This is a genomic window from Povalibacter uvarum (assembly GCF_014202975.1).
Taxonomy (GTDB): domain Bacteria; phylum Pseudomonadota; class Gammaproteobacteria; order Steroidobacterales; family Steroidobacteraceae; genus Steroidobacter; species Steroidobacter uvarum.
The window spans coordinates 39,808-65,247 of sequence record NZ_JACHHZ010000006.1; the positions used below are offsets into that span (position 1 = coordinate 39,808).

The following is a 25,440-nucleotide window of genomic DNA, read 5'->3' on the forward strand; positions in this document are numbered from 1 at the left end:
TTGCACGTCTACTTGCGCCCCAGAAAAGGAAGAACTGATGCAGCGACGCCCAAATTTCCAAACGGTTGCTTGGTTTAACGATCTCAGGCAACGCAACGTGCTAGATCTTGAACCGCCATACCAGCGACGGAGCGTCTGGAATCAGAGCTTCAAAGACTACTTTATCGAAACTGTACTGCTAGGGCTTCCTGCACCCGCCATCTTCCTTTATCAGGACATCTCGCCCGATGGGTTCACACTTCAGCATGTCGTTGACGGAAAGCAGCGTTTGACCTCCATTTTTGAATTCATTGAGAACAAGTTTCCGGTAGCAGAAGACTCGAAACTGCAGAAGCACCAAGGAATGTACTTCAGAAATCTACCCGACGCAGTAAAGAAGGAGTTTTGGAGTTATATCCTTTTGGTCGAGTACGTGCCTTCGGATGATGAAGAGGTGATCAAAGGAATATTTGATCGAATCAATCGAAACACCGTAAAGCTTACGGCGCAAGAGTTGCGTCACGCACGTTTCAGCGGGGAGTTTATATCGACGGCAGAATCTCTTTCGGAGTGGATGGAACTCACGCTTGGCAAGAACCTGCCGCGAATAGTTCAAGCCTCCAGAAAGCAGATGAAGGATGTGGAATTCGTCTCGTACTTGATGTTGCTCGTCGAGGAGGGCGTAAAGGGCTACTCTCAAGAAGATCTAGATACGGCATATGCCAATCGAGACGAGGCCTGGGAAAAGCGAGTTGAGGTTGACGATGAGTTTCGGACGGTAACTCAGATTATCAGAGACATCGCTCGAGCCGGACAAGATGGCTTCGATCTCGAAAGTTCGAGATTGCGCAATCAGGCCGATTTCTATTCTTTGTTCGGTGCGCTTATGCAACTGTACCGAGAGAAAGCAGTACCAACTCCAAGCGAGGTTAGTCAGCGCTTGATGAAGTTCGTAGAGCGGCTGTCGAGCGAGAAGGAACTTGCGGCGAACAAAGAACTTCAGGACTACTTCGATGCGGCTCGGTCGGCGTCGAACGATAAGGGACCACGCGACATACGAATCGCAATCGTGAAAAAGGTCATCCAGGGGTTGCTTTGATGATCGTTCCATTGGCTGTAGACCTTAAGTACAAGCAGTCGAATCCGATCCTTCTGGAAATCGCGGAACGTGCACGCTCAATCGTACTGCGAAAATTGGAAGGCACCGGATACGCGTTCATTGGAAGGCAAAAGGAACCCGGATCTCTAGCAGAGAAGATCGAGAGCGGCCGTTATCAAGCATGGTCTGAACTAGACGATCTCTATGCCTGCACGATCGTAGTTCCTACCAGCGCCGAGGAGCCTGAAATTCTCGAGTTCTTGCGCGGCGCTTTTCGCGAGATCCAAACGAGAAAGCGCGGAAGTGCTCTGAAGGATCCCAGCACGTTCCGCTACGACTCCACGCGATTCATCGCCACGCTTCGCCCAACGTTGATCCCCGAACCTCCGGACGCACTCAGCCGCCAGCGCTTCGAAGTACAGGTCCGAACCGCGTTTGAGCACGCGTGGACTGTTGCGACGCACAGTATCGTCTATAAGGGCGACAGCATTGACTGGCGGCGCCTACGTCTCATTGCGCAGCTTAAGGCCGCAACTGAACAGATGGATAGCTTGATAGCGGGCTTTGATCAAGCAGCAGAGTTAATCACCGAAGAGAACTGGCCGGAGATTTCTCATAGGCGTGCAATCGAACAGATGTTTCGAGCCCGGTTCACGAACGGCGATATCCCTCGTGACTGTGAGCCAGCAAGTTGGGTCAGATTCTCAGAGAACGTCTATACGCTCATTCGCGCGGCGGTTGGTGCGCGGCGCTTCGTCGAGCGAGACGTGATGGACAGGACTATCCAGCTAATTCAGTTGACGATCGATAAGAACAAGGGCGAGGCGTTCCCAAGGAGCATATCGCTCTTACAATTTGTTCTGGGGTCTCTGGCCGCAGGGGGCGCAATTCGCGGAGCGCTAGCTGACTACTGCCCCGTAGTAACTGATCAGCTTCGGTCGGTGTTTCCGGCCGTCGGGGATATCAAGGCGAGCTTCAACTTTGAGTTGCCGGGAGTGGCTTAGCTAAACTCCGGTCATTGACCGAGGCGCACCCTCGATTCACGACTGGGGCCGAATCTTTATCGTGCCCGGTCTGCAGCCGGGTTTCACCCACTTTGCCGTCGAAACTCAACCAGACCCAATTGAATCCTCGCTGCACAATCTCTACCAGGTGACCGCTCGCCCTTAAGGCGGCGGAAGCCACTCTGGATGATCTGTGCATGACCATCACCCCCCGCCTAATCCGCCTCCGCGACGCCCCTGCCTACCTCGGCATGGACAAAAACCGCTTCAACGACGAAGTGCGCCCTCTCTTCATCGCCATCCCCATCGGCGCACACGGCATCGCCTTCGATCGCATTGACCTCGACCAATGGGCGGATGACCATAAGAGCCGCAACGGGCGTTCCGCGGCTTCATCCGAAAGGAGTAAGCCATGGGAAACCGAAAGACGTCAGGTCTCACCAAGCGCGGTGGCATCTGGCATATCGACAAGATCGTCAGAGGAACGAGAATTCGCGAAAGCACTGGAACAAGTGAGATCGGTGAAGCCGAAGCGCTCCTAGCGCGACGCATCGAGGAGGCCCGCAACGCGAGTCTCTTCGGAGTTCGACCCGATCGTACCTTCCGTGTGGCAGCGACCAAGTTCCTGAAGGAGAACCAGCACAAGCGAACCATCGACAACGACGCGATGCATCTGAAGCGCCTCGATCCCTTCATCGGGCATTTGTGGCTGCGACAGGTGCACATGGGAACGCTGCAATCGTTCATCGACAAGCGCCGATCGGAAGGCGTGAAGACGCTGACGATCAACCTGGCGATGACAACCGTGAGAAGAATCTTGAATCTGGCAGCGAACGAGTGGCGTGACGAACTGGGCATGACTTGGTTGCAGCAGGCACCCAAGATCAAGATGCTGCCCGTGACCGACAAGCGCTCGCCCTACCCTCTTTCACGAGAGGAACAGGCGATGCTCTTTCAGCAGCTGCCCGACTACCTGGCACGGATGGCCTTGTTCAAGGTGAACACCGGTTGTCGCGAACAGGAAGTGTGTGGCCTCAAGTGGAGTGATGAGGTTCCGGTGCCGGAGTTGGGGACTTCAGTCTTCATCATTTCCGGCGAGCGAGTGAAGAACGATGAGGATCGCCTCGTCGTACTCAATCGCGTCGCCCACTCGATCATCGAGAGTGTGCGAGGCATGCATTCCGAGTTCGTGTTCGCCCGGCTGCCGACAGCCCGCAAGGGTGCATCGGAAGACGAGCTCGCATCACGGACGCCAGTGCCCATCGTGAAGATGAACACCACGGCCTGGAAGGCCGCCCGTGAACGCGCCGCCAGCGAGTGGGAGTCTCGGCACGGAGAGCCGGCACCGGATGGATTCCGACGGGCGCGGGTGCATGACTTGAAGCACACGTTCGGTCGGCGCCTTCGGTCGGCAGGTGTCTCCTTCGAGGATCGCCAGGACTTGCTGGGTCACAAGAGCGGACGGATCACCACCCACTACTCAGCCGCGGAGGTTTCGAACCTGGTTTCGGCGGCGGAGAAAGCGTGCAGCGACGAGTCCCACAAGGGCCCCACAATCACCTGTTTAAGGAGGCGTTCGAGCTAGTTGCTAGCTCGCTAAGTGACTGTTCTGCTTTGAGTAAAATGGTGCCGGCTGAGGGACTCGAACCCCCGACCCTCTGATTACAAATCAGATGCACTACCAACTGTGCTAAGCCGGCACGGCGGGACTATCGCGGGGGCGGAATTGTAGCGGGGGAAGCGGCGCGAATCACGCCCCCAATCACACCTCGATCGCGCGGATCTCAGGCATTCCCTGCATTTTGCGGGCAGGGGCGCAGCTCCAGCCGCGTAATTTTCCCGGGATCCGTCTGGAAAATGCTGGTATCGACCACCTGACCGGGCTCAGGCAGATCGACGTCGACCCAGTACACCGAGCCGGCCCGTTTGCGGTCGTCGATCCGGGGCTCGAGGCCGAGGATGCGGATTTCCTCGGCCCGGCGCTGGGCCCGCTGGTAGTCGGAAAACACTCCGAGCGAAAGCACGTTGGCGGGTTCCGAACCGGGCATGAGGTAGACATCGGAGACGCCGCTGTCGATCAGCGACTTCAGGGCGGCTTCGGCAGCTTCGCGCGACTCGAAATTCTGCACACTCACCCAGTAGCCGACCCAGAGCTCGCCCTGCTCGAGACGCTGACGCGGTTCGAAGCCGGCACCCTTCAATGCGGCCTGCGCATGAGCAGCGTCCGCGAGATCCTGAAACGGACCAACACTTGTGCAGGCAAGCACATCGGTTGATGGGGTAACCGCCGCAGTTTGCTCCGGAGGCGGCAGCGTCGCGCCAAGAGGAGCTACACGTGGCGGTTGCACACGCTTTACGACACTGGGCTCCGTTGCCTCACTGGCAGCTTCCTTCGCAAGAACGATACGGGGGGGCGGCGTAACTGCCGCAGCGGGTCTGCGGTCGAGATCGCTGACGCGCACATCGATGAGCTGCGACCAGCTCAGAAAGAGAACGTTGGCGAGGAGGAAGGCGAGGCAGAAGGTGCGCATGAATGATCAGCGAGAACGCGACGACGATGTAATCACTTCCCGCCCTTTCCCCAGTAGGCTGCGATATCGGCGATCTCGGCCTCCGACAACTGCAGCTTGCTCTTGTGCTTCACCTTGCCGGCGACGATGTCACGAATGAGCGATTCGAGCGACGCCGCGCTCTCCCCTTCCCAGTCGTCCGCCTCGTGGCATTGAACGCATTTGGACTGCGCTGCCGCCTTGCCCGCGGCTGCATCTGCCGCAGTCGCAATACCGCTGCAGAGAGTCAGACCTGCGGTCACGATACAAAGATCCCTGATCAACGTGCTCTCCTTCGATCCGGCGCCGGCGATGATACACGACCGGGCGGACCGGGCCGACCCGGTCACTCGCGGGATGTACTCAGCCGTGCAAGCCCTTGCAGCACGAGGTCCGGCACAGCCTCATGTGTCCGGAAAATCAAACGCTCGATCACTGGGGCGGCACCTCCGGTCAGCAGCAATTTCGGCTCGGTGCCCGCCGATCGATGCATCGAATCCACAGCGCGTTCGACCAGCGCTGCCAGCGAATGCGCGGCACCCTGGTGAATGGCGCCCAGGGTGTTGTCGGCAAACAGCGCGTCGCCGGTCGAGCCTTGCTGTGCGCGAGTTGCGATATCGCTGGTATTGCGCAGGAGGCTGCCCACCATGAGCCCCGGTCCCGGGACGATCACGCCGCCAAGATGCTGTCCGCTTGCATCGACTCCATCGATCGTCATCGCGGTACCGCAACTCACTATGCAAGAGAGTTGCTTGCTTCGCGAATGGGCCGCGATCACCGCGAGCCAGCGATCTACACCGAGATTCTGGGGAACGGGATAGGCATTCCGGACGCCGCAGGCTTCCGCGGTCGAAGTCACGAACTCCGGCTCGATGCCCCATCGAGTCGAGATTGCCAACTGGACCAGCGAAGCGACCCGGCTGCCGCCGACGTTGCTGACGATCACTCGCGCAGGACGCGTCATTCCCGAAAGAACGACGGCATGCACTCGCTCGTTGTCCCATTCGGCATGAGGCTCGGCTCGCTGCGCACTCAGAACACCGCCGTCGAGCGTTGCCCATTTGATGCGCGTGTTGCCGATGTCGAAGAGAAGGTTCATCTGTATCGCCGGCTCAAGCTCGACGCTCGCTGCGCACGCTCACTTCGCCGGAGACGAAACGGCGAAGCTCGCCTTCCATCTCGACGAGTAGCGCTCCGTCCGTGTCGACACCGCGAGCTGTTCCGAGCAATGTCTGCGTACCGGCCATCACTTTCACTGGCGCGTCCGCCAGCCCATCGAGCTGCCGCCATTCATCCGCGAACGCGGCGAAACCGCTCAGCGCGAAGACACGAAGCATCGCGACGATCTCTTCCGTGAGCGCACCGGCCACCGCGTTGCGAGTCGGTGTCCTGTCGCGAAGGATTTCGTGTACGTCCGCTATGAGCGCTGCCTGCTGCTCGGCGAGCGCAAGACGGGCAGCGGTCGGCATGTGCATGTTTACACCGATACCGATCACGACCGTCGAAGGCCCACCCGATTCGCCTCGCATCTCGATCAGGATGCCGCCGAGTTTCCGGCCGCGCCAGATAAGATCGTTGGGCCACTTGAGCGCGACATCATCGGCGCCGAAGCGCTTCAACGCCCGGATCGCGGCGACGCCCACTGCGAGACTGAGCGCGGAGAAGGTGGGCGGCGCTTCCTGGAACTGCCAGCCGATCGACATGCAGATCCCACTGCCGAATGGTGCGAGCCATGTTCTGCCGCGTCGCCCCCGACCCGCATTCTGCACTTCAGCCACGCAGAGTTGCGCGTGGCCTGGCGCGACGCTCACGTTGTCGTACACGTAGCGGTTGGTCGAATCGACAGTGAGCATCACGTCGACGTGATCAAGGAGCGCTTGCGTGTTCTTCGACATCGCAGCGAGCAGCGCCGACTTGTCGAGCAGATCGACCGCACGCGGCAGACGATATCCCTGACGCGCCACCGACTCTATTTCGATCCCGAGATCCTGGAGGCTGTGAATCAGCTTCCATATACCGGCGCGCGAGACGCGCAGGCGCTTCGCCAGCTTTTCACCCGAATGAAACGCGCCATCGGACAACAGCGACAGCAGTCGCAGTCGTCGTGCCTGGGTCTGGGATCTGCGCTGAACCATCGATCAGCGAGGGCGGAACAGCCACAGTCGCCGCACCCGGTTCTCGGAGCCTTGCAGCATGCGATCGATGTTCGATCGATGGGTGTAGCAGACGAACAGCGCCATCACGCATCCGAAGGTGAGCAACGCAATCGATGGCGTCGGTTCAGCGATGTAGAGATAGGCAGGGAACGATGCAACGGCCAGCATCGTTGCCAATCCAACGAAGCCCGTGATCATCACGGTCACCAGCCAGACGGCGAGCACGGGCAGCAGCGCTGAGATTTTCAGGCCGGCGAGTACGCCGATCAGCGTCGCCGCACCCTTCCCGCCGCGAAAACCGTACCACACGGGATAGACATGTCCCACGACGACCGCGGCAGCACAGGCCACCGTAAGCCAGTCGCGATCGACCGAAGGATCGATTGGGATGCCCGGCATCGAAAGCGATGGCAACAGCGCAACCGCAACCCATCCCTTACCGATATCGATCACCATCACCCAGAACGCGAACATGTATCCCTGCGTACGCAGCGCGTTCGTGCCGCCGGCATTGCCGCTGCCCATCGTGCGGATATCGACACCCCCACGCAGCCGACCCACGATCAGGCTCCCGATGAGAGCGCCGAGCAGGTAGGCGATGAGGGTTTTGACGCCGAGTTCGAGCATATTCTGGATTGTACGGGAACGTTGCGGGGTGCTGAAGCGACAACACAATCACCGGATCACGTGATCACTTTCTCCTCGGCAGATGCACTTCCGCAATCATGCAGCGCACGCTCCCACCGCCCAGCCGCTCGATGGTCGGAATGGGCACACTGACGATCTTTGCGTGAGCTTCGAGCTTCGCGCGCTGATCGCTGTCGAGCACCGTTCTCGCTGCTTCCGACATGGCAAGGACCGGCGTGCCGGAGCGGGATTGCAATTCGAGCATATTGCCGGCGAATGAATTCATCTGCTCCATGCTGAGATCGATGACTTCGCGGCCGCTCTTCGCGAGCGTTTCCATCACCGCTGCACGTCGCTGCGGCTCGATGCTCGCGCTGCAGATCGCGACGCAGCGAGCGCCGACCGACATCAGTACGTTGGTGTGATAGATGGGCTCGCCGCCCGCATCGAAGGCTTCGAATGCAACGATGTCGTAGTCGAGTCGCTGCGCAAATTCACCGAGCACATCCATATCGGTCCGCGGGGACAGGCACGCGTAGGCGATGCGATTGATCCGATCGAGGACCAGGCTGCCCGTGCCCTCGAGGAACTTGCCCTCCGCTTCGCGATGCGTGAGATCGACAGTGCGGGAGACATGGAATCCGTCGTGGAGATCGAGCGCTTCGACGATGTCGAGTCGTCGTTCGAGCCGCCGATTCGCAGCGAGCATCGGATAAAGCACGACGGTGCCATCAGCATGGAAGCTCACCCAGTTGTTGGGGAAGATCGAATCCGGCGTGTGCGGCTCGGGCGTGTCATCGACGATGTGAACGTCAACATCGTTCGCGCGCAGCGCATTCGCGAGCGCGTCGAACTCATTCAGAGCCGCGGCCTGGGCATCAGCGACCGCTCCGTCGAGTTGCTGGAAGCGATTGGATGCTGCGGTCTGAACGTTCCCCGCGAATCGCACCGGGCGGATCATCAACACGTGCGAGGTGGTCTGCGATTCCGTCATGTTCCGGATTCCGGTCGCCTTGGGGCGGCCTTCTAAGTGGCGCGCGAGTATAGCGGAGTGATTCGGGGGCTCCCCGCGGCGTCTGGTAGGGACTTCGGAGCGTTCAGAAAATCTGACTTGCCCGGGTTCGCGAGTGCTCCTAGACTCGATACCAGACATTCGTCTGGTATCTTTTCCTGTGATCGACCTCAGTCCCAAGCAACTGGAAGTATTGGCTTTTATTCGAGAATTTCTCGAAAGCCATGGCTTGCCTCCCACGCGGGGCGAGATCGCGGACGGGCTGGGGCTCAGGAACCGCCAAGGTATCGACCAGCATCTGCGGGCTCTGGCGAATAAGGGCGCCATCGAACTCGCCCCCGGCATTTCGCGGGGAATTCGCCTGCTGCAGAGCCCCATCAACTCTGAAGGCCTGCCCCTGCTGGGCCGGATCGCCGCGGGCTCGCCGATCCTGGCGGAAAGCAACATCGAGGAACGCATCCAGATCACACCGGGACTCTTCCGTCCCCAGGCGGATTTTCTGTTGCGCGTGCGCGGCGACAGCATGAAAGACGCAGACATTCTCGATCGCGATCTGCTGGCCGTGCATCGGACATCGCAAGTGCACAACGGACAGATCGTCGTCGCACGCATCGGCGATGAAGCGACAGTGAAGTATTACCGCCGACTGGATCATCGCGTGCGGCTCGAACCCGCCAATCCTGCTTACGAACCGATCGAGATCGATCTGCGCACTCAGGAGCTCACGGTCGAAGGACTGGCCGTGGGAATCATTCGCACAGGACTCCAGCGCAACCAATGAACGATCATGAATCGTGCGGCCACGCTTCAGCAGCTCACGCAGCTGTGCAATCTCAATCGCGAAGGCGTTGCGCCGCCGGCGATCGAAGCCAGCGGTCATCCGGAACTTGATGCCAGGCTTCCGCACGGTGGCTGGCAGAGCGGCACCATCGTCGAGCTGATGCCGGCAGAAATCGGCATCGGTGAGTTTCGTTTGCTGATGCCGGCCGTTTCGAGAATCACGCAGGGCGAGCGATACGTGGCGCTGGTTTCGCCGCCCTACATTCCATTTGCGCCTGCGCTGAAGAATCACGGCGTTCGCCTCGATCATCTGCTCGTCATCCGCGCAGAGAAGAACACGGACACGCTCTGGACTCTCGAGCAGACCTTGCGTTGCAAGTCATTCGGTGCGGTCGTGGGATGGCCAACATCGATCAGGGATCGCGATGTGCGCCGCCTGCAGCTTGCTGCCGAAGCAGGCCGCAGTACAGGATTCATCTATCGCCCGCCCGTGGCTGCACTTGAGGCTTCGCCGGCAGCGGTACGCATGCGGCTGCAAACGAATGAGCAGGGATTGCTGATCGATGTGCTGAAGTGCCGCGGCACTCGAGGTGGCTTCTCGATCGCTCTGAATCATCAGTCTCTACCCTCAGAGCCTCATGCGCAGCAGCCAGAAAATGTTTCTGGGGCACTCTCCGGCCTTCTGGCTCACTCGCTAGCAGCTAACAGCTAGCGGCTTCTTCCATGCTTTGGCTCTGCATTTCCCTGCCCCAGTTGCCCCTGGAGGCTTTGCAGCCGGAAAAAACGGACTCGGCCACAGTCGTCACGACCTGCGAGGGCAGCACGCGATGGATCCTCTGCTGCAATGAAGCGGCGGAGCGGGCAAATCTGCAGACGCCGATGAACTACACCGTGGCACTCGCGATTCATCCGCAGCTCACGGTACTGAATCGCAAGGTCGGTGCGGAACAGGCTTCTCTCGAACGGATTGCAGGCTGGGCCTACCAGTTCAGCAGCACTGTCATCCTGGGTGAAATCCACGAGGAATTGCGCCTTGCCCGCACGTCGTGCCTCTGGCTCGAAATCGGCGCGAGCCTCAATCTGTTCGGTGGATTCAGGAATTTCATCGAGCGCGTCGAGGCTGAACTGAAGGAGCTCCACTACACCTATCAGCTCGGGATCGGGCCGACGCTCGAAGGCGCTGCCCTGCTCGCCCGCGCGGGCATTCGCGTCGCCATTACTTCTCCCAATGCTCTCTTCATGCGCATCCGTCATCTGCCTGTGGGCAAACTGACCTTGCCGCCGGACATGACGCAGCAACTGCACACTGTCGGCATTCGCACGTTAGGCATGCTGCTGGAACTTCCGCGGGCCGCGATCGCGAAACGCTTCGGGCCGGACACGAGTCATTTTCTCGACCGGCTGATGGGCGAATCGCCTGATCCCCGGATCTCATTTCGCCTGCCTGAAAAATACTCGGCGCATTTCGAATTCGAGTTCGAGGTGCGCAATACGGAAGCGTTGCTGTTTCCATTGCGACGAATGTTGAATGAGTTTGCTGGTTACCTTCGGGGCCGAGACACCGGCGTTCAGCGTTTTACAATTTCGTTCGGACATCGCGACGCGCCGGCGACGCAGGTATCGATCGGCTCGTCGGTTTCCGATCGCAATGCCGATCGATTTCTGTCGCTGGCTCGTGAGCGACTGCAGAACCTCGACCTGCCGGAATCGACCCTCTCATTGAGCCTGCATGCCGCCGAGTTCGCGACGCCGAGCGCGCTGCAGAATGACCTGCTGAATCGTTCGCTGCACGAAGTCGAAGACTTGTCGCACACGCTCGACCGGATCGCGACCCGGTTGGGGAACGAGAACGTTCACAGCGTGCGGCTTGCGGCAGATCATCGGCCGGAATCCAGCTGGTCTTCCGCTGCTCTCGAAGAACCTCTATCGAACCTTCAGTTTCCGGATCGACCTCTGTGGCTGCTGCCTCAACCCCGGCCGTTGCAGCTTTCGGGCGTGCCGAAAATTGCCTCCGGGCCCGAACGGATTGAAGCAGGCTGGTGGGACAGCGGCGATGTGCAGCGCGACTACTACGTCGTGCAGGTCGCGAACGGACCCGACCTGTGGGTCTTCAAGGATCTGAAAAATTCAGACTGGTACCTGCATGGATTCTGGTCATGACGAGGTACGCAGAACTGCATTGCGTCACCAACTTCTCGTTCCTGCGTGGCGCTTCACATCCGCAGGAGCTCGTCCAGCGCGCAAAAGAACTCGAGTACACGGCGCTGGCAATCACCGACGAATGTTCCATGGCCGGCATAGTTCGCGCGTACACCGAGGCGAAGGACCACGGATTGAAGCTGATCGTGGGCTCGGAATTCCGCACCAGCGATGGGCTGCACGTTGTCCTGTTGGCGCCGACGCAGCGCGCATATGCACAGATTTGCGGGGTCATTACCGCAGCCAGAATCGATTCACCGAAGGGAGAGTATCGACTATCGCGAGCCGGTCTCGAGGTGGATCTGAGTGAATGCCTGGCCTTGTGGGTTCCTGGACAGGAGATTCGCACTTCGCATGCGGGATGGCTGCGTGAAAGATTTCCGCAGCGATGCTGGATCGCAGTGGAATTGCATCGTCAGCCGGACGACGCGCAGCATCTGGCGAAGCTCCAGCAGTGTGGCGACGCGCTGGGAATTCCATTGGTCGCCGCTGGCGATGTTCATATGCACACGCGAGAGCGACGAGCTCTGCAGGACACCGTGACAGCGATTCGGCATGGCTGCACGATCGAGAAGGCAGGTCATCGACTCTTTCCCAACGGTGAGCGGCACTTGCGCACGTATGAGGAGCTGCAGGGGCTTTACCCGCGAGAGCTCCTGGAAGAGTCGGCGAGAATTGCGGCGCGCTGTGAGTTCTCACTGAAGAACTTGAAGTATCGCTATCCGTGCGAGCTGGTACCCGCAGGCTGCAATGCCACTCAGCATCTGCGCGATCTGACTGAACAAGGCATTCTGAGACGATGGCCGCAGGGCGTCCCGCCAGGTATCCGCAAGGTGATCGAGAAGGAGCTCGACCTGATCCAGGATCTCGGCTACGAGCATTTCTTCCTGACGGTGAATGACATCGTCGATTTCGCGCGCAAGCGCTGCAAAGGGGCGCCGATTCTGTGCCAGGGACGCGGCTCGGCAGCCAATTCAGTCGTCTGCTACACCCTTGGCGTGACCGAAGTAGATCCTGGAAAGGCAAACCTCTTGTTCGAGCGCTTCCTCAGCAAGGAGCGTGGCGAGCCTCCCGACATCGACGTCGACTTCGAGCACGAGCGCAGGGAGGAAGTCATTGAGTACATTTTCAACAAGTACGGAAGGCAGCGGACCGCCCTGGCAGCCACGGTGATCACGTACAGAAGCCGCAGCGCGATTCGCGATGTCGGCAAAGCACTCGGCCTGGATGCCGATCTCATCGATCGCATTGCGAAGTCGCATGTGTACTGGGACGAGCCGGAAGTCTTTCGCAGGAATCTCGGGGCACTCGGGTTGCATCTGAGCACCGACATCGCGAGGCGCTTTTGCGCGCTGGTGGGCCTGCTGCTCGGCTTTCCGCGTCATCTTTCTCAGCATGTCGGAGGTTTTGTCATCTCTGAAGAACCCGTCAGCGAGCTCGTGCCGATCGAAAACGCCGCAATGGAAGGACGCAAGGTCATTCAATGGGACAAGACGGACCTCGAATCGCTGGGATTGTTGAAAGTGGACGTGCTCGCGCTCGGCATGCTCACCGCGATGCGCAAGGCGTTCGACTTCTCGGCAGCCACCGACGGCTGGCCGGCGCGGATGGACCAGGTGCCCGATGCCGATACTGCTACATACGACATGATCTGTGCTGCCGATACTGTCGGCGTCTTCCAGATCGAATCGCGTGCGCAGATGAGCATGTTGCCGAGACTGCAACCGCGCGACTATTACGACCTGGTGATCGAAGTCGCCATCGTTCGCCCCGGGCCGATCAAAGGCGGGATGGTGCATCCCTTCCTGCAAGCCCGGGAGAAGCATCGATTGGGAGAAGCCATCGACTATCCCAGCGACGCACTTCGCCCGGTTCTGGAAAAGACATTCGGCGTGCCGATCTTCCAGGAACAGGTGATGCAGATCGCCATCGTTGCAGCCGACTACACAGCCGGAGAAGCTGACGAACTACGGCGCGCGATGGGTGCTTGGCAGCGCACTGGGAAGATGGGTGCACAGCGCGACAAGCTGATGAGTGGCTTGCGCAGGAACGGCTATTCGGAGGAGTTTGCCGAGAGAATCTTCAAGCAGGTGGAAGGCTTCGGCGAATATGGCTTCCCCGAATCGCACGCCGCTTCCTTTGCCCTGCTGACATATCAGTCGAGCTGGCTGAAGCGGCATCGACCTGCGGCTTTTTTCGCTTCACTGATCAACAGTCAGCCGATGGGTTTCTATCAGCCTGCACAGTTGCTGGAACAGGCAAAGCGACAGCGAGTCGAGATCCGGCCAATCGATGTCACGATGAGCGATTGGGAATGCACGCTCGAAACCATCGCCCCGGGCAATCATGCAATTCGATTGGGAATGAGATTGGTACGAGGCCTGCGGGAGACGGAAGCGCAGAAGATCGTCGAGGCCCGTCGAACACAACCGTTCGTTTCCATCGAGGACTTTTCTGCGCGATCGCTGATTCCAAAGCGATCGATCAAGGTGCTGGCGAATGGCGGAGCATTTCGCAGCCTGGTAAATCATCGCAACACTGCATCCTGGTCCGCTCTCGGCGTGGAGCGTCTGCCAGGAATGCTCGAGGACGTGCCGACACCCGGCGAATCCATACAGTTGCCGGCGCCGACCGAATGGGAGGAGATTCAGCGGGACTACCAGCAACTCGGCTTCAGCAGCGGGCGTCATCCGCTTGCGCTGATGCGATCGAGCTTGCGGCGCATGGGGGTATCGAGTCGCCGCGAACTTGATTCGATTGCTTCAGGCACGACAGTCATTGTGAGTGGACTGGTCACTCATCTGCAGCATCCGCAGACCGCAAATGGCGTGATCTTCGGTTCGCTCGAGGACGAGACCGGCATCAACAACATCATCTTCTGGCCGGCAGTCTTTGCGAACTACCGGCACCGGATCCTGCAGACGAAGCTGATGATCGTCGAAGGAGAACTACAGAGTCAGGAAGGAGTAGTTCACGTGGTAGCTCAGCGAGTGCAGGATTTCTCGCACTGGGTCAGATCGCTGCCGCGCAACTCAAGGGATTTTCACTGATGGACAGCTCACGCTCTTTGGGGGATACAACTGCGGAAGGAATGCGGCGTTCTGATGCGCTTGCACAAACGCCGGCCGCATGTTCGTGCCTGCATGGACGCAGGCACGAATGCTCGCTCGACCGCTCAACCGTGAGCGTGACGAGGATAGGAAATGGTTTCGGTCTTGATGGTCGATGCGAAGTGGCTGGCAGCCATGGCCTTGCGCAACTTCTTCGTAGCTTCGGCTCGCTGCCGACGTGACTTGCTGACGCCTGTCTTCGCGATCGAGACGTCGATGATCTGAGCCCGTGCGATCTGTCGTCTTTCCAGGGTATTCATCGCCTACTCCGCTGCAGTGCGATTAAATCGATGGCCGAAAACGGAAAAAGCCCTGCCGGATAAATCCGGCAGGGCTTCCTCACGATTTAAGAGCCTGGCAGTGACCTACTCTTGCATGCCCGAAGGGCACACTACCATCGGCGCACAGCGTTTTCACTTCCGAGTTCGAAATGGGATCGGGTGGTTCCCGCTTGCTATTGCCGCCAGGCAAACTGGCTCCGCGTACTGAGCCCGTTGATTGCTCAACGTGCTCCCGGAATTCGAAAGTTGTTCGACGTCATCTCATGATCAAGTCACATTCATGAGTATCCAAGCAACCCATACCTGCAACAGTCGCTTTCGACTGTCCAAGCTGATTGGGTGTTATATGGTCAAGCCTCACGGGCAATTAGTACTGGTTAGCTCAATGCATTACTGCACGTACACACCCAGCCTATCAACGTCGTAGTCTTCGACGGCCCTTTAGGGGAATCGAGTTCCCAGGGAAACCTAATCTTGGGGGGGGCTTCGCGCTTAGATGCTTTCAGCGCTTATCCCGTCCGTATATAGCTACCCGGCAATGCCACTGGCGTGACAACCGGAACACCAGAGATACGTCCATCCCGGTCCTCTCGTACTAAGGACAGCTCACCCTCAAGTTTCCAACGCCCACGGCAGATAGGGACCGAACTGTCTCACGACGTTCTGAACCCAGCTCGCGTACCACTTTAAATGGCGAACAGCCATACCCTTGGGACCTGCTACAGCCCCAGGATGTGATGAGCCGACATCGAGGTGCCAAACTCCTCCGTCGATGTGGACTCTTGGGAGGAATAAGCCTGTTATCCCCGGAGTACCTTTTATCCGTTGAGCGATGGCCCTTCCATACAGAACCACCGGATCACTAAGACCTACTTTCGTACCTGCTCGACATGTCCGTCTCGCAGTTAAGCACGCTTATGCCTTTGCACTCTAGAGCGCGATGACCGACCGCGCTGAGCGTACCTTTGCACTCCTCCGTTACTCTTTGGGAGGAGACCGCCCCAGTCAAACTACCCACCATACACTGTCCCCACCCCGGATTACGGGGCAAGGTTAGAACTCCGAACATTTCAGGGTGGTATTTCAACGTTGGCTCCATCTGAGCTAGCGCCCAGACTTCAAAGCCTCCCACCTATGCTACACAAAAAGGTTCAAAGTTCAGTGTAAAGCTGTAGTGAAGGTTCACGGGGTCTTTCCGTCTTGCCGCGGGAACGCCGCATCTTCACAGCGATTTCAACTTCACTGAGTCTCGGGTCGAGACAGTGTGGCTATCATTACGCCATTCGTGCAGGTCGGAACTTACCCGACAAGGAATTTCGCTACCTTAGGACCGTTATAGTTACGGCCGCCGTTTACCGGGGCTTCGATCAAGAGCTTCGCCTTGCGGCTGACCCCATCAATTAACCTTCCGGCACCGGGCAGGCGTCAGACCCTATACATCCACTTGCGTGTTCGCAGAGTCCTGTGTTTTTGATAAACAGTTGCAGCCACCGATTACCTGCGACCTTCAATAGCTAGAGGAGCAAGTCCTTTCACCATCGAAGGCATACCTTCTTCCGAAGTTACGGTATCAATTTGCAGAGTTCCTTAACCCGAGTTCTCTCAAGCGCCTTGGCAGATTATCTGCTCGCCCACCAGTGTCGGTTTTCGGTACGGTCCAATGTGACCTGAAGCTTAGAGGCTTTTCCTGGGAGCCGGGCGTTATTCACTTCGGTCCACGTGGGACCTCGTCATCACACCTCAGGGTTGAATGAGTCACCGGATTTACCTGGCAACTCCCCCTACATGCTTAAACAGGCAACCAATACCTGCTGAACTAGCCTTCTCCGTCACCCCATCGCAGTCACACCGGGCACAGGAATATTGACCTGTTTTCCATCGGCTACACCTTTCGGTCTCGTCTTAGGAACCGGCTCACCCTGCTCCGATTAACGTTGAGCAGGAAACCTTGGGCTTTCGGCGTGCGGGTTTTTCACCCGCATTAACGTTACTCATGTCAGCATTCGCACTTCTGATACCTCCAGCACACCTCGCAGTGCACCTTCACAGGCGTACAGAACGCTCCCCTACCACCTGCACTTGCGTGCAGATCCGCAGCTTCGGCTCATGGCTTGAGCCCCGTTAAATCTTCCGCGCGGGCCGACTAGACCAGTGAGCTATTACGCTTTCTTTAAAGGATGGCTGCTTCTAAGCCAACCTCCTGGCTGTCTATGCCTTCCCACATCGTTCACCACTTAGCCATGAATTTGGGGCCTTAGCTGGCGGTCTGGGTTATTTCCCTCTTCACGACGGACGTTAGCACCCGCCGTGTGTCTCCCACCGGTTCACTTCCTGGTATTCGGAGTTTGCATAGGTTTGCTAAGTCGGGATGACCCGCTAGCCTAAACAGTGCTCTACCCCCAGGAGTGCTCGATGAGGCACTACCTAAATAGCTTTCGGGGAGAACCAGCTATCGCCGGCCTTGATTAGCCTTTCACTCCTATCCACACCTCATCGCCGCACTATTGCAACAGTGGTGCGTTCGGGCCTCCAGTGGGTATTACCCCACCTTCACCCTGGACATGGATAGATCGACCGGCTTCGGGTCTATTCCCAGCGACTGATTCGCCCTGTTCGGACTCGGTTTCCCTACGGCTCCCCTATTCGGTTAGCCTCGCCACTGAAAATAACTCGCTGACCCATTATACAAAAGGTACGCCGTCACCCGATTGCTCGGGCTCCGACTGCTTGTACGTATGCGGTTTCAGGTTCTATTTCACTCCCCTCTCCGGGGTTCTTTTCGCCTTTCCCTCACGGTACTGGTTCACTATCGGTCGATAGAGAGTATTTAGCCTTGGAGGATGGTCCCCCCATGTTCAGACAGGATTACACGTGTCCCGCCCTACTCTTCGTTGGTCATCGACTTTGCCTTTCGTGTACGGGGCTATCACCCGCTATGGCCGGACTTTCCAGACCGTTCCACTAAGCTCTATCGACTGGTTCCAACTGGGCTGTTCCGCTTTCGCTCGCCACTACTGACGGAATCTCGGTTGATTTCTCTTCCTCCGGGTACTGAGATGTTTCAATTCCCCGGGTTCGCTCTTGCAACCTATGTATTCAGTTGCAAGTACTGCCGAAGCAGTGGGTTTCCCCATTCGGACATCTCCGGATCAAAGCTTGTTTGCCAGCTCCCCGAAGCATTTCGCAGGCTACCACGTCCTTCATCGCCTTCTATCGCCTAGGCATCCACCACATACGCTTATTCGCTTGACCATATAACCCCAATGAGCCTGAGGTTATAGGCGCTGGATCTCTCGAATGCGACATGATCAAAACAAACTCAAATTCAAAGAATTTGAATTCGCTTGAGATGATGCGTCAAAACAACTTCCGAATTTTTAAAGAACACCGTGCGAATTTTCATTCGCGACGCAAAGCCACACATGCACTGCACGCAACGCATGTGTCGCTTCACGTCATCCGCTAAAGACGAGGTTGGTGGAGCCAGTCGGGATCGAACCGACGACCCCCTGCTTGCAAAGCAGGTGCTCTCCCAGCTGAGCTATGGCCCCTGATACGTCTTTGTGAAGACTGGTGGGTCTGGGAGGATTTGAACCTCCGACCTCACCCTTATCAGGGGTGCGCTCTGACCAACTGAGCTACAGACCCGGATTCGACTTTGTAGCACTAGCCGGGCCAGTCTCGCGGGAACCGATAAACAGGTAACTTGAGTGGGAACTCGCTCCGGCTGTAAGCCAACGCGAGTCTTTTAAAGGAGGTGATCCAGCCGCACGTTCCCGTACGGCTACCTTGTTACGACTTCACCCCAGTCATTGACCACACCGTGGTAAGCGCCCTCCTTGCGGTTAGGCTACCTACTTCTGGTGCAATCAACTCCCATGGTGTGACGGGCGGTGTGTACAAGACCCGGGAACGTATTCACCGTGACATCGCTGATTCACGATTACTAGCGATTCCGACTTCACGCAGCCGAGTTGCAGACTGCGATCCGGACTACGACCGGCTTTTTGGGATTGGCTCCCCCTCGCGGGTTGGCAACCCTTTGTACCGGCCATTGTAGCACGTGTGTAGCCCTGGTCATAAGGGCCATGATGACTTGACGTCATCCCCACCTTCCTCCGGTTTGTCACCGGCGGTCCCCTTAGAGTTCCCAACTTAATGCTGGCAACTAAGGGTAAGGGTTGCGCTCGTTGCGGGACTTAACCCAACATCTCACGACACGAGCTGACGACAGCCATGCAGCACCTGTCTCCAGGTTCCCGAAGGCACTCCCGCATCTCTGCAGGATTCCTAGGATGTCAAGACCAGGTAAGGTTCTTCGCGTTGCATCGAATTAAACCACATGCTCCACCGCTTGTGCGGGTCCCCGTCAATTCCTTTGAGTTTCAACCTTGCGGCCGTACTCCCCAGGCGGACAACTTAACGCGTTAGCTACGACACCGAGAGGCAGACCCTCCCGACATCCAGTTGTCATCGTTTATGGCGTGGACTACCAGGGTATCTAATCCTGTTTGCTCCCCACGCTTTCGCACATGAGCGTCAGTATTGGTCCAGGAAGTCGCTTTCGCCACTGATGTTCCTTCCGATATCTACGCATTTCACCGCTACACCGGAAATTCCACTTCCCTCTCCCATACTCTAGCAATGCAGTCTCGAATGCAGTTCCCAGGTTAAGCCTGGGGATTTCACACCCGACTTGCAAAGCCGCCTACGCGCGCTTTACGCCCAGTAATTCCGATTAACGCTCGCACCCTCTGTATTACCGCGGCTGCTGGCACAGAGTTAGCCGGTGCTTCTTCTATGGGTTACGTCAAGACCCCGAGGTGTTAACTCGAGGCTTTTCTTCCCCACTGAAAGGGCTTTACAACCCGCAGGCCTTCTTCACCCACGCGGCGTCGCTGGATCAGGGTTTCCCCCATTGTCCAATATTCCCCACTGCTGCCTCCCGTAGGAGTCCGGACCGTGTCTCAGTTCCGGTGTGACTGGTCGTCCTCTCAGACCAGTTACGGATCGTAGCCTTGGTAGGCCATTACCCTACCAACTAGCTAATCCGACTTGGGCTCATCTATTAGCGCCAGGCCTTGCGGTCCCCGGCTTTCCACCATGGTGCGTATGCGGTATTAGCCCGAGTTTCCCCGGGTTGTCCCCCACTAATAGGCAGATTCCCAAGCGTTACTCACCCGTCCGCCGCTCGTCAGCATGTATTGCTACACCTGTTACCGCTCGACTTGCATGTGTTAGGCACGCCGCCAGCGTTCAATCTGAGCCAGGATCAAACTCTTCACTTAAAGGCTAATTTCTTAGACCTAATTGAAGTGACTAGAGAATCCAAAAAGCTCTACTGGCTATTTGGAACTCATCGTCGTGTTGCGTTAGCAGACGACCGACGCGAGTCCCCACACAAATTACCTGTTTCGATTTTTAAAGAGCGACCTATGCGCGGGGCCTAGGCAGAAGCGGGATTTTAACCGACTTTCCAGGTTCGTCAACACCCCAAAACTTCGAGGCGGTCACTTTTCTGGAGCTCGGCACGTGCGTTTTGTGACGCTCGTGTCTCGCGAGGCGGCGCATCTTACTGACGGCGACCCGGGAGTCAACACCCTTTTTGCAACTTCTTTTCGCCCTACGTCAGAGGGCGAATTTTTTCGGGGAATTCGCAAAATCAAGCGCGACGAGAACGACGAAGTGGAGACGAAAGCGACGTCATTCAACACATCGTCGCGCGATTTTTTTCATCCGCGGCGGAGCGTGATCTCCTCGAACACACGTTTGCCGACTTGAAAAAGATAAGTGCCACCCGCCTTCACCGACGCTTTCGTGTCCGTGATTTTTTCATCGTTCAGACGAACCCCGCCTTGCTGCATAAGGCGAAACGCTGCAGAGGTGCTTTCCACGAGACCGCACTGCTTGAGCAGAGCAGCCACACCGATCGAGTCGTTCTCGATCGTCACCGTTCGCTTCGGCACGTTCTCCGGCACTTCGCGTCGCTGGCTGCGCGCGCGAAAGTTGTCGAGCGCCTGGCTGGCTGCGGCTGAATCATGGAATCGTGCCGTAATTTCCAGTGCCAACTCGATCTTCAGCTCCATCGGATTGCGCCCCTCCGCGACGTCCTGCCTGAACTTCGCGAGCTCCGCATTCGGCCTGAAAGACAGCAGATCGAAGTAGCGCCACATCAGCTCGTCCGAAATCGACATGAGCTTGCCGAACATGCTGTCGGGGGTTTCGGTCACACCGATATAGTTGCCCAGCGACTTGGACATCTTGTTCACGCCATCGAGACCTTCGAGCAGAGGCATCGTCAGGACGACCTGCGGCTCCTGCCCATACGCTTCCTGCAGCTGGCGACCGACGAGGAGATTGAATTTCTGGTCGGTGCCGCCGAGCTCGACATCCGACTTCAGCGCCACCGAGTCGTAGCCCTGCACGAGCGGGTAGAGAAATTCGTGGACCGCGATCGGCTGTCCGTTCTTGTAGCGCTTGCTGAAATCGTCGCGCTCGAGCATTCGCGCCACGGTGTGTTTCGCGGCCAGCTGGATCAGGCCCGCCGAACCCATTTCGGTCATCCATCGGGAGTTGAATTCGATGCGGGTTTTCGCGGGATCCAGGATCTTGAAGATCTGCTGCTTGTAGGTCGCGGCGTTTGCCTCGATGTCCGCCGGAGTCAGCGGCGGCCGGGTCGCGTTGCGCCCCGACGGATCGCCGATCAGCCCCGTGAAATCGCCGATCAAGAAAATGACGTCGTGGCCGAAATCCTGAAAGCGGCGCATTTTGTTGATGAGCACCGTGTGCCCGAGATGCAGATCCGGCGCGGTCGGATCGAATCCAGCCTTGATTCGCAGCGGCTTGCCTCGGCGCAGCTTCGTCAGCAGCTCCGATTCCAGCAGGATCTCCGAGGTGCCGCGCTTCAGCTCGGCGAATTGTTCATCCGGGGACAGCATTCGTTTCTCAGGTGAGGAAAAAGGGTCGCGAGGACTCTATGAGTTCGATGCATTGCATGCAATTGCGGACGCCTGCGCGGTCGACCGCGCATCAAATCCATGGTTGACGATGCGCGGCTTGATCTTCTATTTTTCGCGCAACTGTTAAGTCGCTGATTTGTCTGCGGGGGTTCGAAAGTGCAGCCGGATTCGAGGATCGCCTTCGACTACAAGCCAAGGTCCGCGCAGTCCTCTTCCGCCAACCATGCCCGCTGGTTCGCTTCGGGGCTGATGCTGCCGCTGGTCGGCGGTCTCATCGCGTACTTCATTGCGAGAAATCAGCCGGTCGACTCACTGCCCGCGATTCAGGCGATCGCCCCCGCTGCGCTGCCCGCGCTCGAGCCCGATATAGTTGCTGCGCCACCCCTGCCTCAACCGCTGGGCGACACGCTGGAGTTCGTGGTCCGTCGCAACGACACGCTCGATCGCATCTTCCGGCACCTGAAACTCGATCTGAACGATCTCGCGAACATTCGCGACGTGCCGGGCATCCGCGCACAGCTCGACCGGCTTCGCCCTGGCGACACGATCGAGCTCATCCACGATGAAGGCATGGTGTACGCGCTAACGCGCCGCATCAGCGAAACAGAGATCCTGACGGTCAAGCGCGGTGATGCAGGGTTTGCTGCCGAAGTCATCGCGACACCGATCGAGACCCGCACGGTGCGAACGCACGGCACGATCGAGTCGTCGCTGTTCGTAGCGGCGAGATCGGCAGGCGTGAGCGCCGAACTGATCATGCGACTCGCGAACGACATCTTCGGCTGGAAGATCGATTTTGCCCTGGAAATCCAGCCCGGCGACACGTTCGACATCGTCTACGAACAGAAGTATCGCGATGGCGAATACATCGGCGACGGTCACATCCTCGCCGCCGACTTCATGAATGAAGGCAAGCTGCATCGGGCGGTTTACTTCAAGTCGACCGACGGTCAGATCGCCGGATACTTCGGTCCGGACGGTCGCAGCATGCGCCGTCAGTTTCTGCGCGCACCGCTCGATTTCACGCGCATCAGCTCGAATTTCAATCCATCCCGTCGCCACCCGATCCTGAACACGATCCGCGCGCACAAAGGCGTGGACTACGCGGCACCGACAGGAACCGTGATCAAAGCCGCCGGCGAGGGACGCGTCAGCTTTGCTGGCACGAAAGGTGGTTATGGCCGCGTGATCATTCTCGAACACGGAGGCGGCATCTCGACGCTCTACGGGCACATGTCGCGATTCGCAAAGGGCATGCGCGATGGGCTTCGCGTCGGCCAGGGCGAAACCATCGGCTTCGTTGGCAGCAGCGGCGCCGCGACCGGTCCGCATCTGCACTACGAATACCGGGTAAACGGCGCTCACAAGAATCCTCGCACGGTCGCGCTGCCGGATGCGCAGCCAATTCCGAACCAGTATCTGGCCGAATTCCAGACCAGCGCCGGCCCTCTGCTTGCCGACCTGGATCGGGCGCGCGACGCGGCCGTCGCGGCGGTGCCCGCCGCACAGCGGTGATCGTGGGAATGGCCTGACTTGCCGCTGTAACACAGCGGCTGAGCCCCCGTAGTATCCTCGGGATCGCCCCTCCTTCTCCGGCGATGCCCATGCTCGATGTGAATCTCAAGGCTCCCGAGTACTACATCAATCGGGAACTCTCCTTCCTCGACTTCAACTGGCGCGTGCTTGCTCAAGCACATGACGAGTCGCTGCCATTGCTGGAGCGCATCCGCTTTCTGGGCATCTCCTGCTCGAATCTCGATGAGTTCTTCGAAATCCGTGTTGCCGGCCTGAAGCAGCGCATGGAACTCGGGTCGCTGAGCGGCGGACCGGACGGCATGAGCGTCCCCGAGCAGCTCACGGCGATTCACGAACGGGCGATGGCGCTGGTGAAGGATCAATACGATCTCCTCAATCAGCTCGTCTTTCCCGCACTCGCCGCCCACGGGATTCAATTCGTCAACGCTAAGACGCTGACCGCGCGTCAGCACGCGTGGCTGGCAGATCAGTTCGCGAAGGAAGTCGAGCCGGTGCTCACGCCGCTGGGACTCGATCCGGCCCGCCCCTTTCCGCGGATTCAGAACAAGAGCCAGAACTTCATCGTGCGGCTCTCGGGCAAGGACGCATTCGGACGCGACGCCGAGCTCGCTGTTGTGCAGGTTCCGCGTTCGCTGCCGCGAATCATCAAGCTTCCGCAGACCGACGAGGCGCCGGGCACCACGCACTTCGTGTTTCTGTCCGCAGTCATCTCGACCTTCATCGCGCAACTCTTCAGCGGCATGACCGTGGTGGGTGCGTGGCAATTTCGGGTGACAAGAAACAGCGATCTCTTCGTCGACGACGAAGAAGTCGACAACCTGCTGCGCGCGATCGAAGGTGAGCTCGCCCAGCGCAGATACGGCGCGGCGGTTCGTCTCGAAACCTCGATGGACTGCCCTGAGGACATCACGACGTTCCTGTTGAAGCACTTCGCGCTGACCAAGGACGATCTCTACCAGGTGAACGGACCGGTCAACCTGAACCGGCTGATGTCGCTGTATGACCTGCTCGATCGTCCCGATCTCAAGTACGCACCCGTCACACCCGCGATTCCACGGCGGGTCGTCGCGAAGGAAGACATTTTCGCGGTGATGCGCGACAGCGATCTGCTGCTGCACCATCCCTTCGAGTCGTTCGTTCCCGTCATCGATCTTCTGCGCCAGGCGAGCACCGATCCGCAAGTACTCGCGATCAAGCAGACGCTGTATCGGACGGGGCCGCAGTCACCGATCGTCGACGCACTGGTCGAAGCGGCTCGTCATGGCAAGGAAGTCACGGTCATCATCGAGCTCATGGCCCGCTTCGACGAAGCCGCCAACATTGCGCTCGCGACACGGTTGCAGGAAGCGGGTGCTCACGTCATGTACGGCGTGGTCGGCTACAAGACACACGCGAAATTGATCATGGTTGTGCGGCGCGAGCACGGGAAACTTCGTCGCTACTGCCACCTGGGCACAGGCAACTACCACCCGAGCACAGCCCGCTTCTACACGGATTACGGCCTGTTCACTTGCGACGAGGCCATGGGTGAAGACCTGCACGAGCTGTTCCTTCAGCTCACGAGCCCGACACGCGTCGCCACGATGCAGAAGGTCCTGCAGTCGCCCTTCACGCTGCACGAGGGACTGCTTGAAAAAGCGCGGCGCGAGATGGAGTTTGCGCGCCAGGGCAAGCCGGCTCGCATCATCGCGAAGCTCAACGCGCTGATCGAGCCTCAGATCATCCAGACGCTGTACCAGGCGTCGATGGCCGGCGTGAAAGTGGATCTGATCGTGCGCGGCATATGCGCGCTTCGCCCTGGGATTACAGGGGTTTCGGAGAACATCACGGTCCGGTCGGTCATCGGACGGTTCCTCGAGCACTCGCGCGTCTATTACTTTCAGAACGGCGGCGAACCCGAGCTCTTCTGCGCGAGCGCGGACTGGATGGACCGGAATTTCTTCCGGCGCATCGAAGTGTGCTTCCCCGTGGGACACAAACACCGCGAGCAGATTCTCGAGGATCTGGAGACGTATCTGGCCGACAATACGCAGGCCTGGGAGCTTCGGGCCGCCGGCGAGTACGAACGGCGGACGCCGGGCGACAAGGCGGCGATCAGCGCCCAGACGACGCTGCTGCGCCGATACAGCCAGTCGACTGAGTAGCTTCT

The 25,440-nt window shown here is 58.5% G+C and carries 17 protein-coding genes, 3 tRNA genes and 3 rRNA genes; 9 read left to right on the forward strand and 14 right to left on the reverse strand.

The genetic code is table 11. The features are described 5' to 3' along the window. Positions 1-37: 37 nt before the first annotated feature. From HNQ60_RS22515 to HNQ60_RS22525, 3 genes are all read left to right on the forward strand, one after another. Positions 38-1,078: a DUF262 domain-containing protein gene (locus HNQ60_RS22515; protein WP_221304398.1), complete on the forward strand. Its 1,041-nt coding sequence runs from the start codon at positions 38-40 to the stop codon at positions 1,076-1,078. After that, the gene (locus HNQ60_RS22520; protein ID WP_184335042.1) at positions 1,078-2,082 is read left to right on the forward strand and encodes a RelA/SpoT domain-containing protein; all 1,005 of its coding nucleotides are present in this window, start codon (positions 1,078-1,080) and stop codon (positions 2,080-2,082) included. The genes HNQ60_RS22515 and HNQ60_RS22520 overlap by 1 nt, the downstream gene beginning before the upstream one ends. Before the next feature lie 412 nt (positions 2,083-2,494). After that, positions 2,495-3,667, forward strand: coding sequence for a tyrosine-type recombinase/integrase (locus tag HNQ60_RS22525; protein ID WP_184335043.1), 1,173 nt, complete (start codon positions 2,495-2,497; stop codon positions 3,665-3,667). A gap of 39 nt (positions 3,668-3,706) precedes the next feature. Here the strand turns inward: HNQ60_RS22525 and HNQ60_RS22530 are convergent. The 7 genes from HNQ60_RS22530 to ctlX all read right to left on the reverse strand — a co-directional run bounded on the left by HNQ60_RS22530 (position 3,707) and on the right by ctlX (position 8,408). After that, positions 3,707-3,782 (reverse strand) — tRNA-Thr (locus HNQ60_RS22530). Between the two features lie 84 nt (positions 3,783-3,866). Then, the gene (locus tag HNQ60_RS22535; RefSeq protein ID WP_184335044.1) at positions 3,867-4,613 is read right to left on the reverse strand and encodes an SPOR domain-containing protein; all 747 of its coding nucleotides are present in this window, start codon (positions 4,611-4,613) and stop codon (positions 3,867-3,869) included. Positions 4,614-4,645: 32 nt separating this feature from the next. Beyond that, positions 4,646-4,894 (reverse strand): c-type cytochrome, encoded by a 249-nt coding sequence (locus HNQ60_RS22540; RefSeq protein ID WP_184335045.1) that lies wholly within the window; start codon positions 4,892-4,894, stop codon positions 4,646-4,648. An 83-nt stretch (positions 4,895-4,977) separates the two neighbouring features. After that, positions 4,978-5,730 carry a type III pantothenate kinase gene (locus tag HNQ60_RS22545; RefSeq protein WP_184335046.1) on the reverse strand — a complete coding sequence of 251 codons (753 nt, stop codon included), beginning with the start codon at positions 5,728-5,730 and terminating at the stop codon, positions 4,978-4,980. Between the two features lie 13 nt (positions 5,731-5,743). After that, positions 5,744-6,766, reverse strand: coding sequence for a bifunctional biotin--[acetyl-CoA-carboxylase] ligase/biotin operon repressor BirA (gene birA, locus HNQ60_RS22550; RefSeq protein ID WP_184335047.1), 1,023 nt, complete (start codon positions 6,764-6,766; stop codon positions 5,744-5,746). Between the two features lie 3 nt (positions 6,767-6,769). Next, a complete protein-coding gene (gene plsY / locus HNQ60_RS22555) occupies positions 6,770-7,414 on the reverse strand; it encodes a glycerol-3-phosphate 1-O-acyltransferase PlsY (protein ID WP_184335048.1) in 645 nt (214 codons plus the stop codon). 64 nt (positions 7,415-7,478) lie between these two features. Continuing rightward, on the reverse strand, positions 7,479-8,408 hold the full coding sequence (gene ctlX / locus HNQ60_RS22560; RefSeq protein WP_221304399.1) for a citrulline utilization hydrolase CtlX: 930 nt from the start codon (positions 8,406-8,408) through the stop codon (positions 7,479-7,481). Between the two features lie 178 nt (positions 8,409-8,586). Between ctlX and lexA the strand changes: the two genes are divergently transcribed. The 4 genes from lexA to HNQ60_RS22580 are packed head-to-tail and all read left to right on the forward strand — an operon-like array spanning position 8,587 to position 14,455. Further along, entirely contained in the window at positions 8,587-9,207 is a 621-nt protein-coding gene (lexA, locus tag HNQ60_RS22565; protein WP_184335049.1) for a transcriptional repressor LexA, read from the forward strand. Positions 9,208-9,213: 6 nt separating this feature from the next. Further along, complete coding sequence (imuA, locus tag HNQ60_RS22570; RefSeq protein WP_184335050.1) at positions 9,214-9,918, forward strand: translesion DNA synthesis-associated protein ImuA; 705 nt, start codon at positions 9,214-9,216, stop codon at positions 9,916-9,918. A gap of 11 nt (positions 9,919-9,929) precedes the next feature. Then, positions 9,930-11,366 carry a Y-family DNA polymerase gene (locus tag HNQ60_RS22575; protein ID WP_184335051.1) on the forward strand — a complete coding sequence of 479 codons (1,437 nt, stop codon included), beginning with the start codon at positions 9,930-9,932 and terminating at the stop codon, positions 11,364-11,366. Next, positions 11,363-14,455, forward strand: a complete 3,093-nt coding sequence (locus HNQ60_RS22580) for an error-prone DNA polymerase (RefSeq protein ID WP_184335052.1) — start codon at positions 11,363-11,365, stop codon at positions 14,453-14,455. The genes HNQ60_RS22575 and HNQ60_RS22580 overlap by 4 nt, the downstream gene beginning before the upstream one ends. Before the next feature lie 125 nt (positions 14,456-14,580). Here HNQ60_RS22580 and HNQ60_RS22585 read toward each other — a convergent pair whose 3' ends face one another. The 7 genes from HNQ60_RS22585 to tyrS form a co-directional block, all read right to left on the reverse strand. Then, positions 14,581-14,775, reverse strand: a complete 195-nt coding sequence (locus HNQ60_RS22585; RefSeq protein WP_184335053.1) for a hypothetical protein — start codon at positions 14,773-14,775, stop codon at positions 14,581-14,583. A gap of 92 nt (positions 14,776-14,867) precedes the next feature. Continuing rightward, positions 14,868-14,983: ribosomal RNA gene (rrf, locus tag HNQ60_RS22590) — 5S ribosomal RNA — on the reverse strand. Between the two features lie 159 nt (positions 14,984-15,142). Beyond that, a 23S ribosomal RNA gene (locus tag HNQ60_RS22595) occupies positions 15,143-18,048 on the reverse strand. Positions 18,049-18,271: 223 nt separating this feature from the next. Then, positions 18,272-18,347, reverse strand: a tRNA-Ala gene (locus HNQ60_RS22600). 20 nt (positions 18,348-18,367) lie between these two features. Next, a tRNA-Ile gene (locus tag HNQ60_RS22605) sits at positions 18,368-18,444 on the reverse strand. A gap of 102 nt (positions 18,445-18,546) precedes the next feature. Then, positions 18,547-20,084, reverse strand: a 16S ribosomal RNA gene (locus HNQ60_RS22610). Together the 16S, 23S and 5S rRNA genes with 2 tRNA genes alongside form the textbook arrangement of a ribosomal RNA operon. Before the next feature lie 444 nt (positions 20,085-20,528). Next, complete coding sequence (gene tyrS, locus HNQ60_RS22615; RefSeq protein WP_184335054.1) at positions 20,529-21,734, reverse strand: tyrosine--tRNA ligase; 1,206 nt, start codon at positions 21,732-21,734, stop codon at positions 20,529-20,531. Positions 21,735-21,911: 177 nt separating this feature from the next. Between tyrS and HNQ60_RS22620 the strand changes: the two genes are divergently transcribed. Beyond that, positions 21,912-23,270: a peptidoglycan DD-metalloendopeptidase family protein gene (locus tag HNQ60_RS22620; RefSeq protein ID WP_184335055.1), complete on the forward strand. Its 1,359-nt coding sequence runs from the start codon at positions 21,912-21,914 to the stop codon at positions 23,268-23,270. An 89-nt stretch (positions 23,271-23,359) separates the two neighbouring features. Beyond that, a complete protein-coding gene (gene ppk1, locus HNQ60_RS22625; protein WP_184335056.1) occupies positions 23,360-25,435 on the forward strand; it encodes a polyphosphate kinase 1 in 2,076 nt (691 codons plus the stop codon). The last annotated feature ends 5 nt before the right edge of the window (positions 25,436-25,440 follow it).

Bases quoted from the DNA above. Each gene is read 5' to 3' on its own strand.
- HNQ60_RS22515 (WP_221304398.1), top strand. From the start codon at position 38: ATGCAGCGACGCCCAAATTTCCAAACGGTTGCTTGGTTTAACGATCTC.
- HNQ60_RS22520 (WP_184335042.1), top strand. From the start codon at position 1,078: ATGATCGTTCCATTGGCTGTAGACCTTAAGTACAAGCAGTCGAATCCG.
- HNQ60_RS22525 (WP_184335043.1), top strand. From the start codon at position 2,495: ATGGGAAACCGAAAGACGTCAGGTCTCACCAAGCGCGGTGGCATCTGG.
- HNQ60_RS22535 (WP_184335044.1), bottom strand. From the start codon at position 4,613: ATGCGCACCTTCTGCCTCGCCTTCCTCCTCGCCAACGTTCTCTTTCTG.
- HNQ60_RS22545 (WP_184335046.1), bottom strand. From the start codon at position 5,730: ATGAACCTTCTCTTCGACATCGGCAACACGCGCATCAAATGGGCAACG.
- birA (WP_184335047.1), bottom strand. From the start codon at position 6,766: ATGGTTCAGCGCAGATCCCAGACCCAGGCACGACGACTGCGACTGCTG.
- plsY (WP_184335048.1), bottom strand. From the start codon at position 7,414: ATGCTCGAACTCGGCGTCAAAACCCTCATCGCCTACCTGCTCGGCGCT.
- ctlX (WP_221304399.1), bottom strand. From the start codon at position 8,408: ATGACGGAATCGCAGACCACCTCGCACGTGTTGATGATCCGCCCGGTG.
- imuA (WP_184335050.1), top strand. From the start codon at position 9,214: ATGAATCGTGCGGCCACGCTTCAGCAGCTCACGCAGCTGTGCAATCTC.
- HNQ60_RS22575 (WP_184335051.1), top strand. From the start codon at position 9,930: ATGCTTTGGCTCTGCATTTCCCTGCCCCAGTTGCCCCTGGAGGCTTTG.
- HNQ60_RS22580 (WP_184335052.1), top strand. From the start codon at position 11,363: ATGACGAGGTACGCAGAACTGCATTGCGTCACCAACTTCTCGTTCCTG.
- HNQ60_RS22585 (WP_184335053.1), bottom strand. From the start codon at position 14,775: ATGAATACCCTGGAAAGACGACAGATCGCACGGGCTCAGATCATCGAC.
- tyrS (WP_184335054.1), bottom strand. From the start codon at position 21,734: ATGCTGTCCCCGGATGAACAATTCGCCGAGCTGAAGCGCGGCACCTCG.
- ppk1 (WP_184335056.1), top strand. From the start codon at position 23,360: ATGCTCGATGTGAATCTCAAGGCTCCCGAGTACTACATCAATCGGGAA.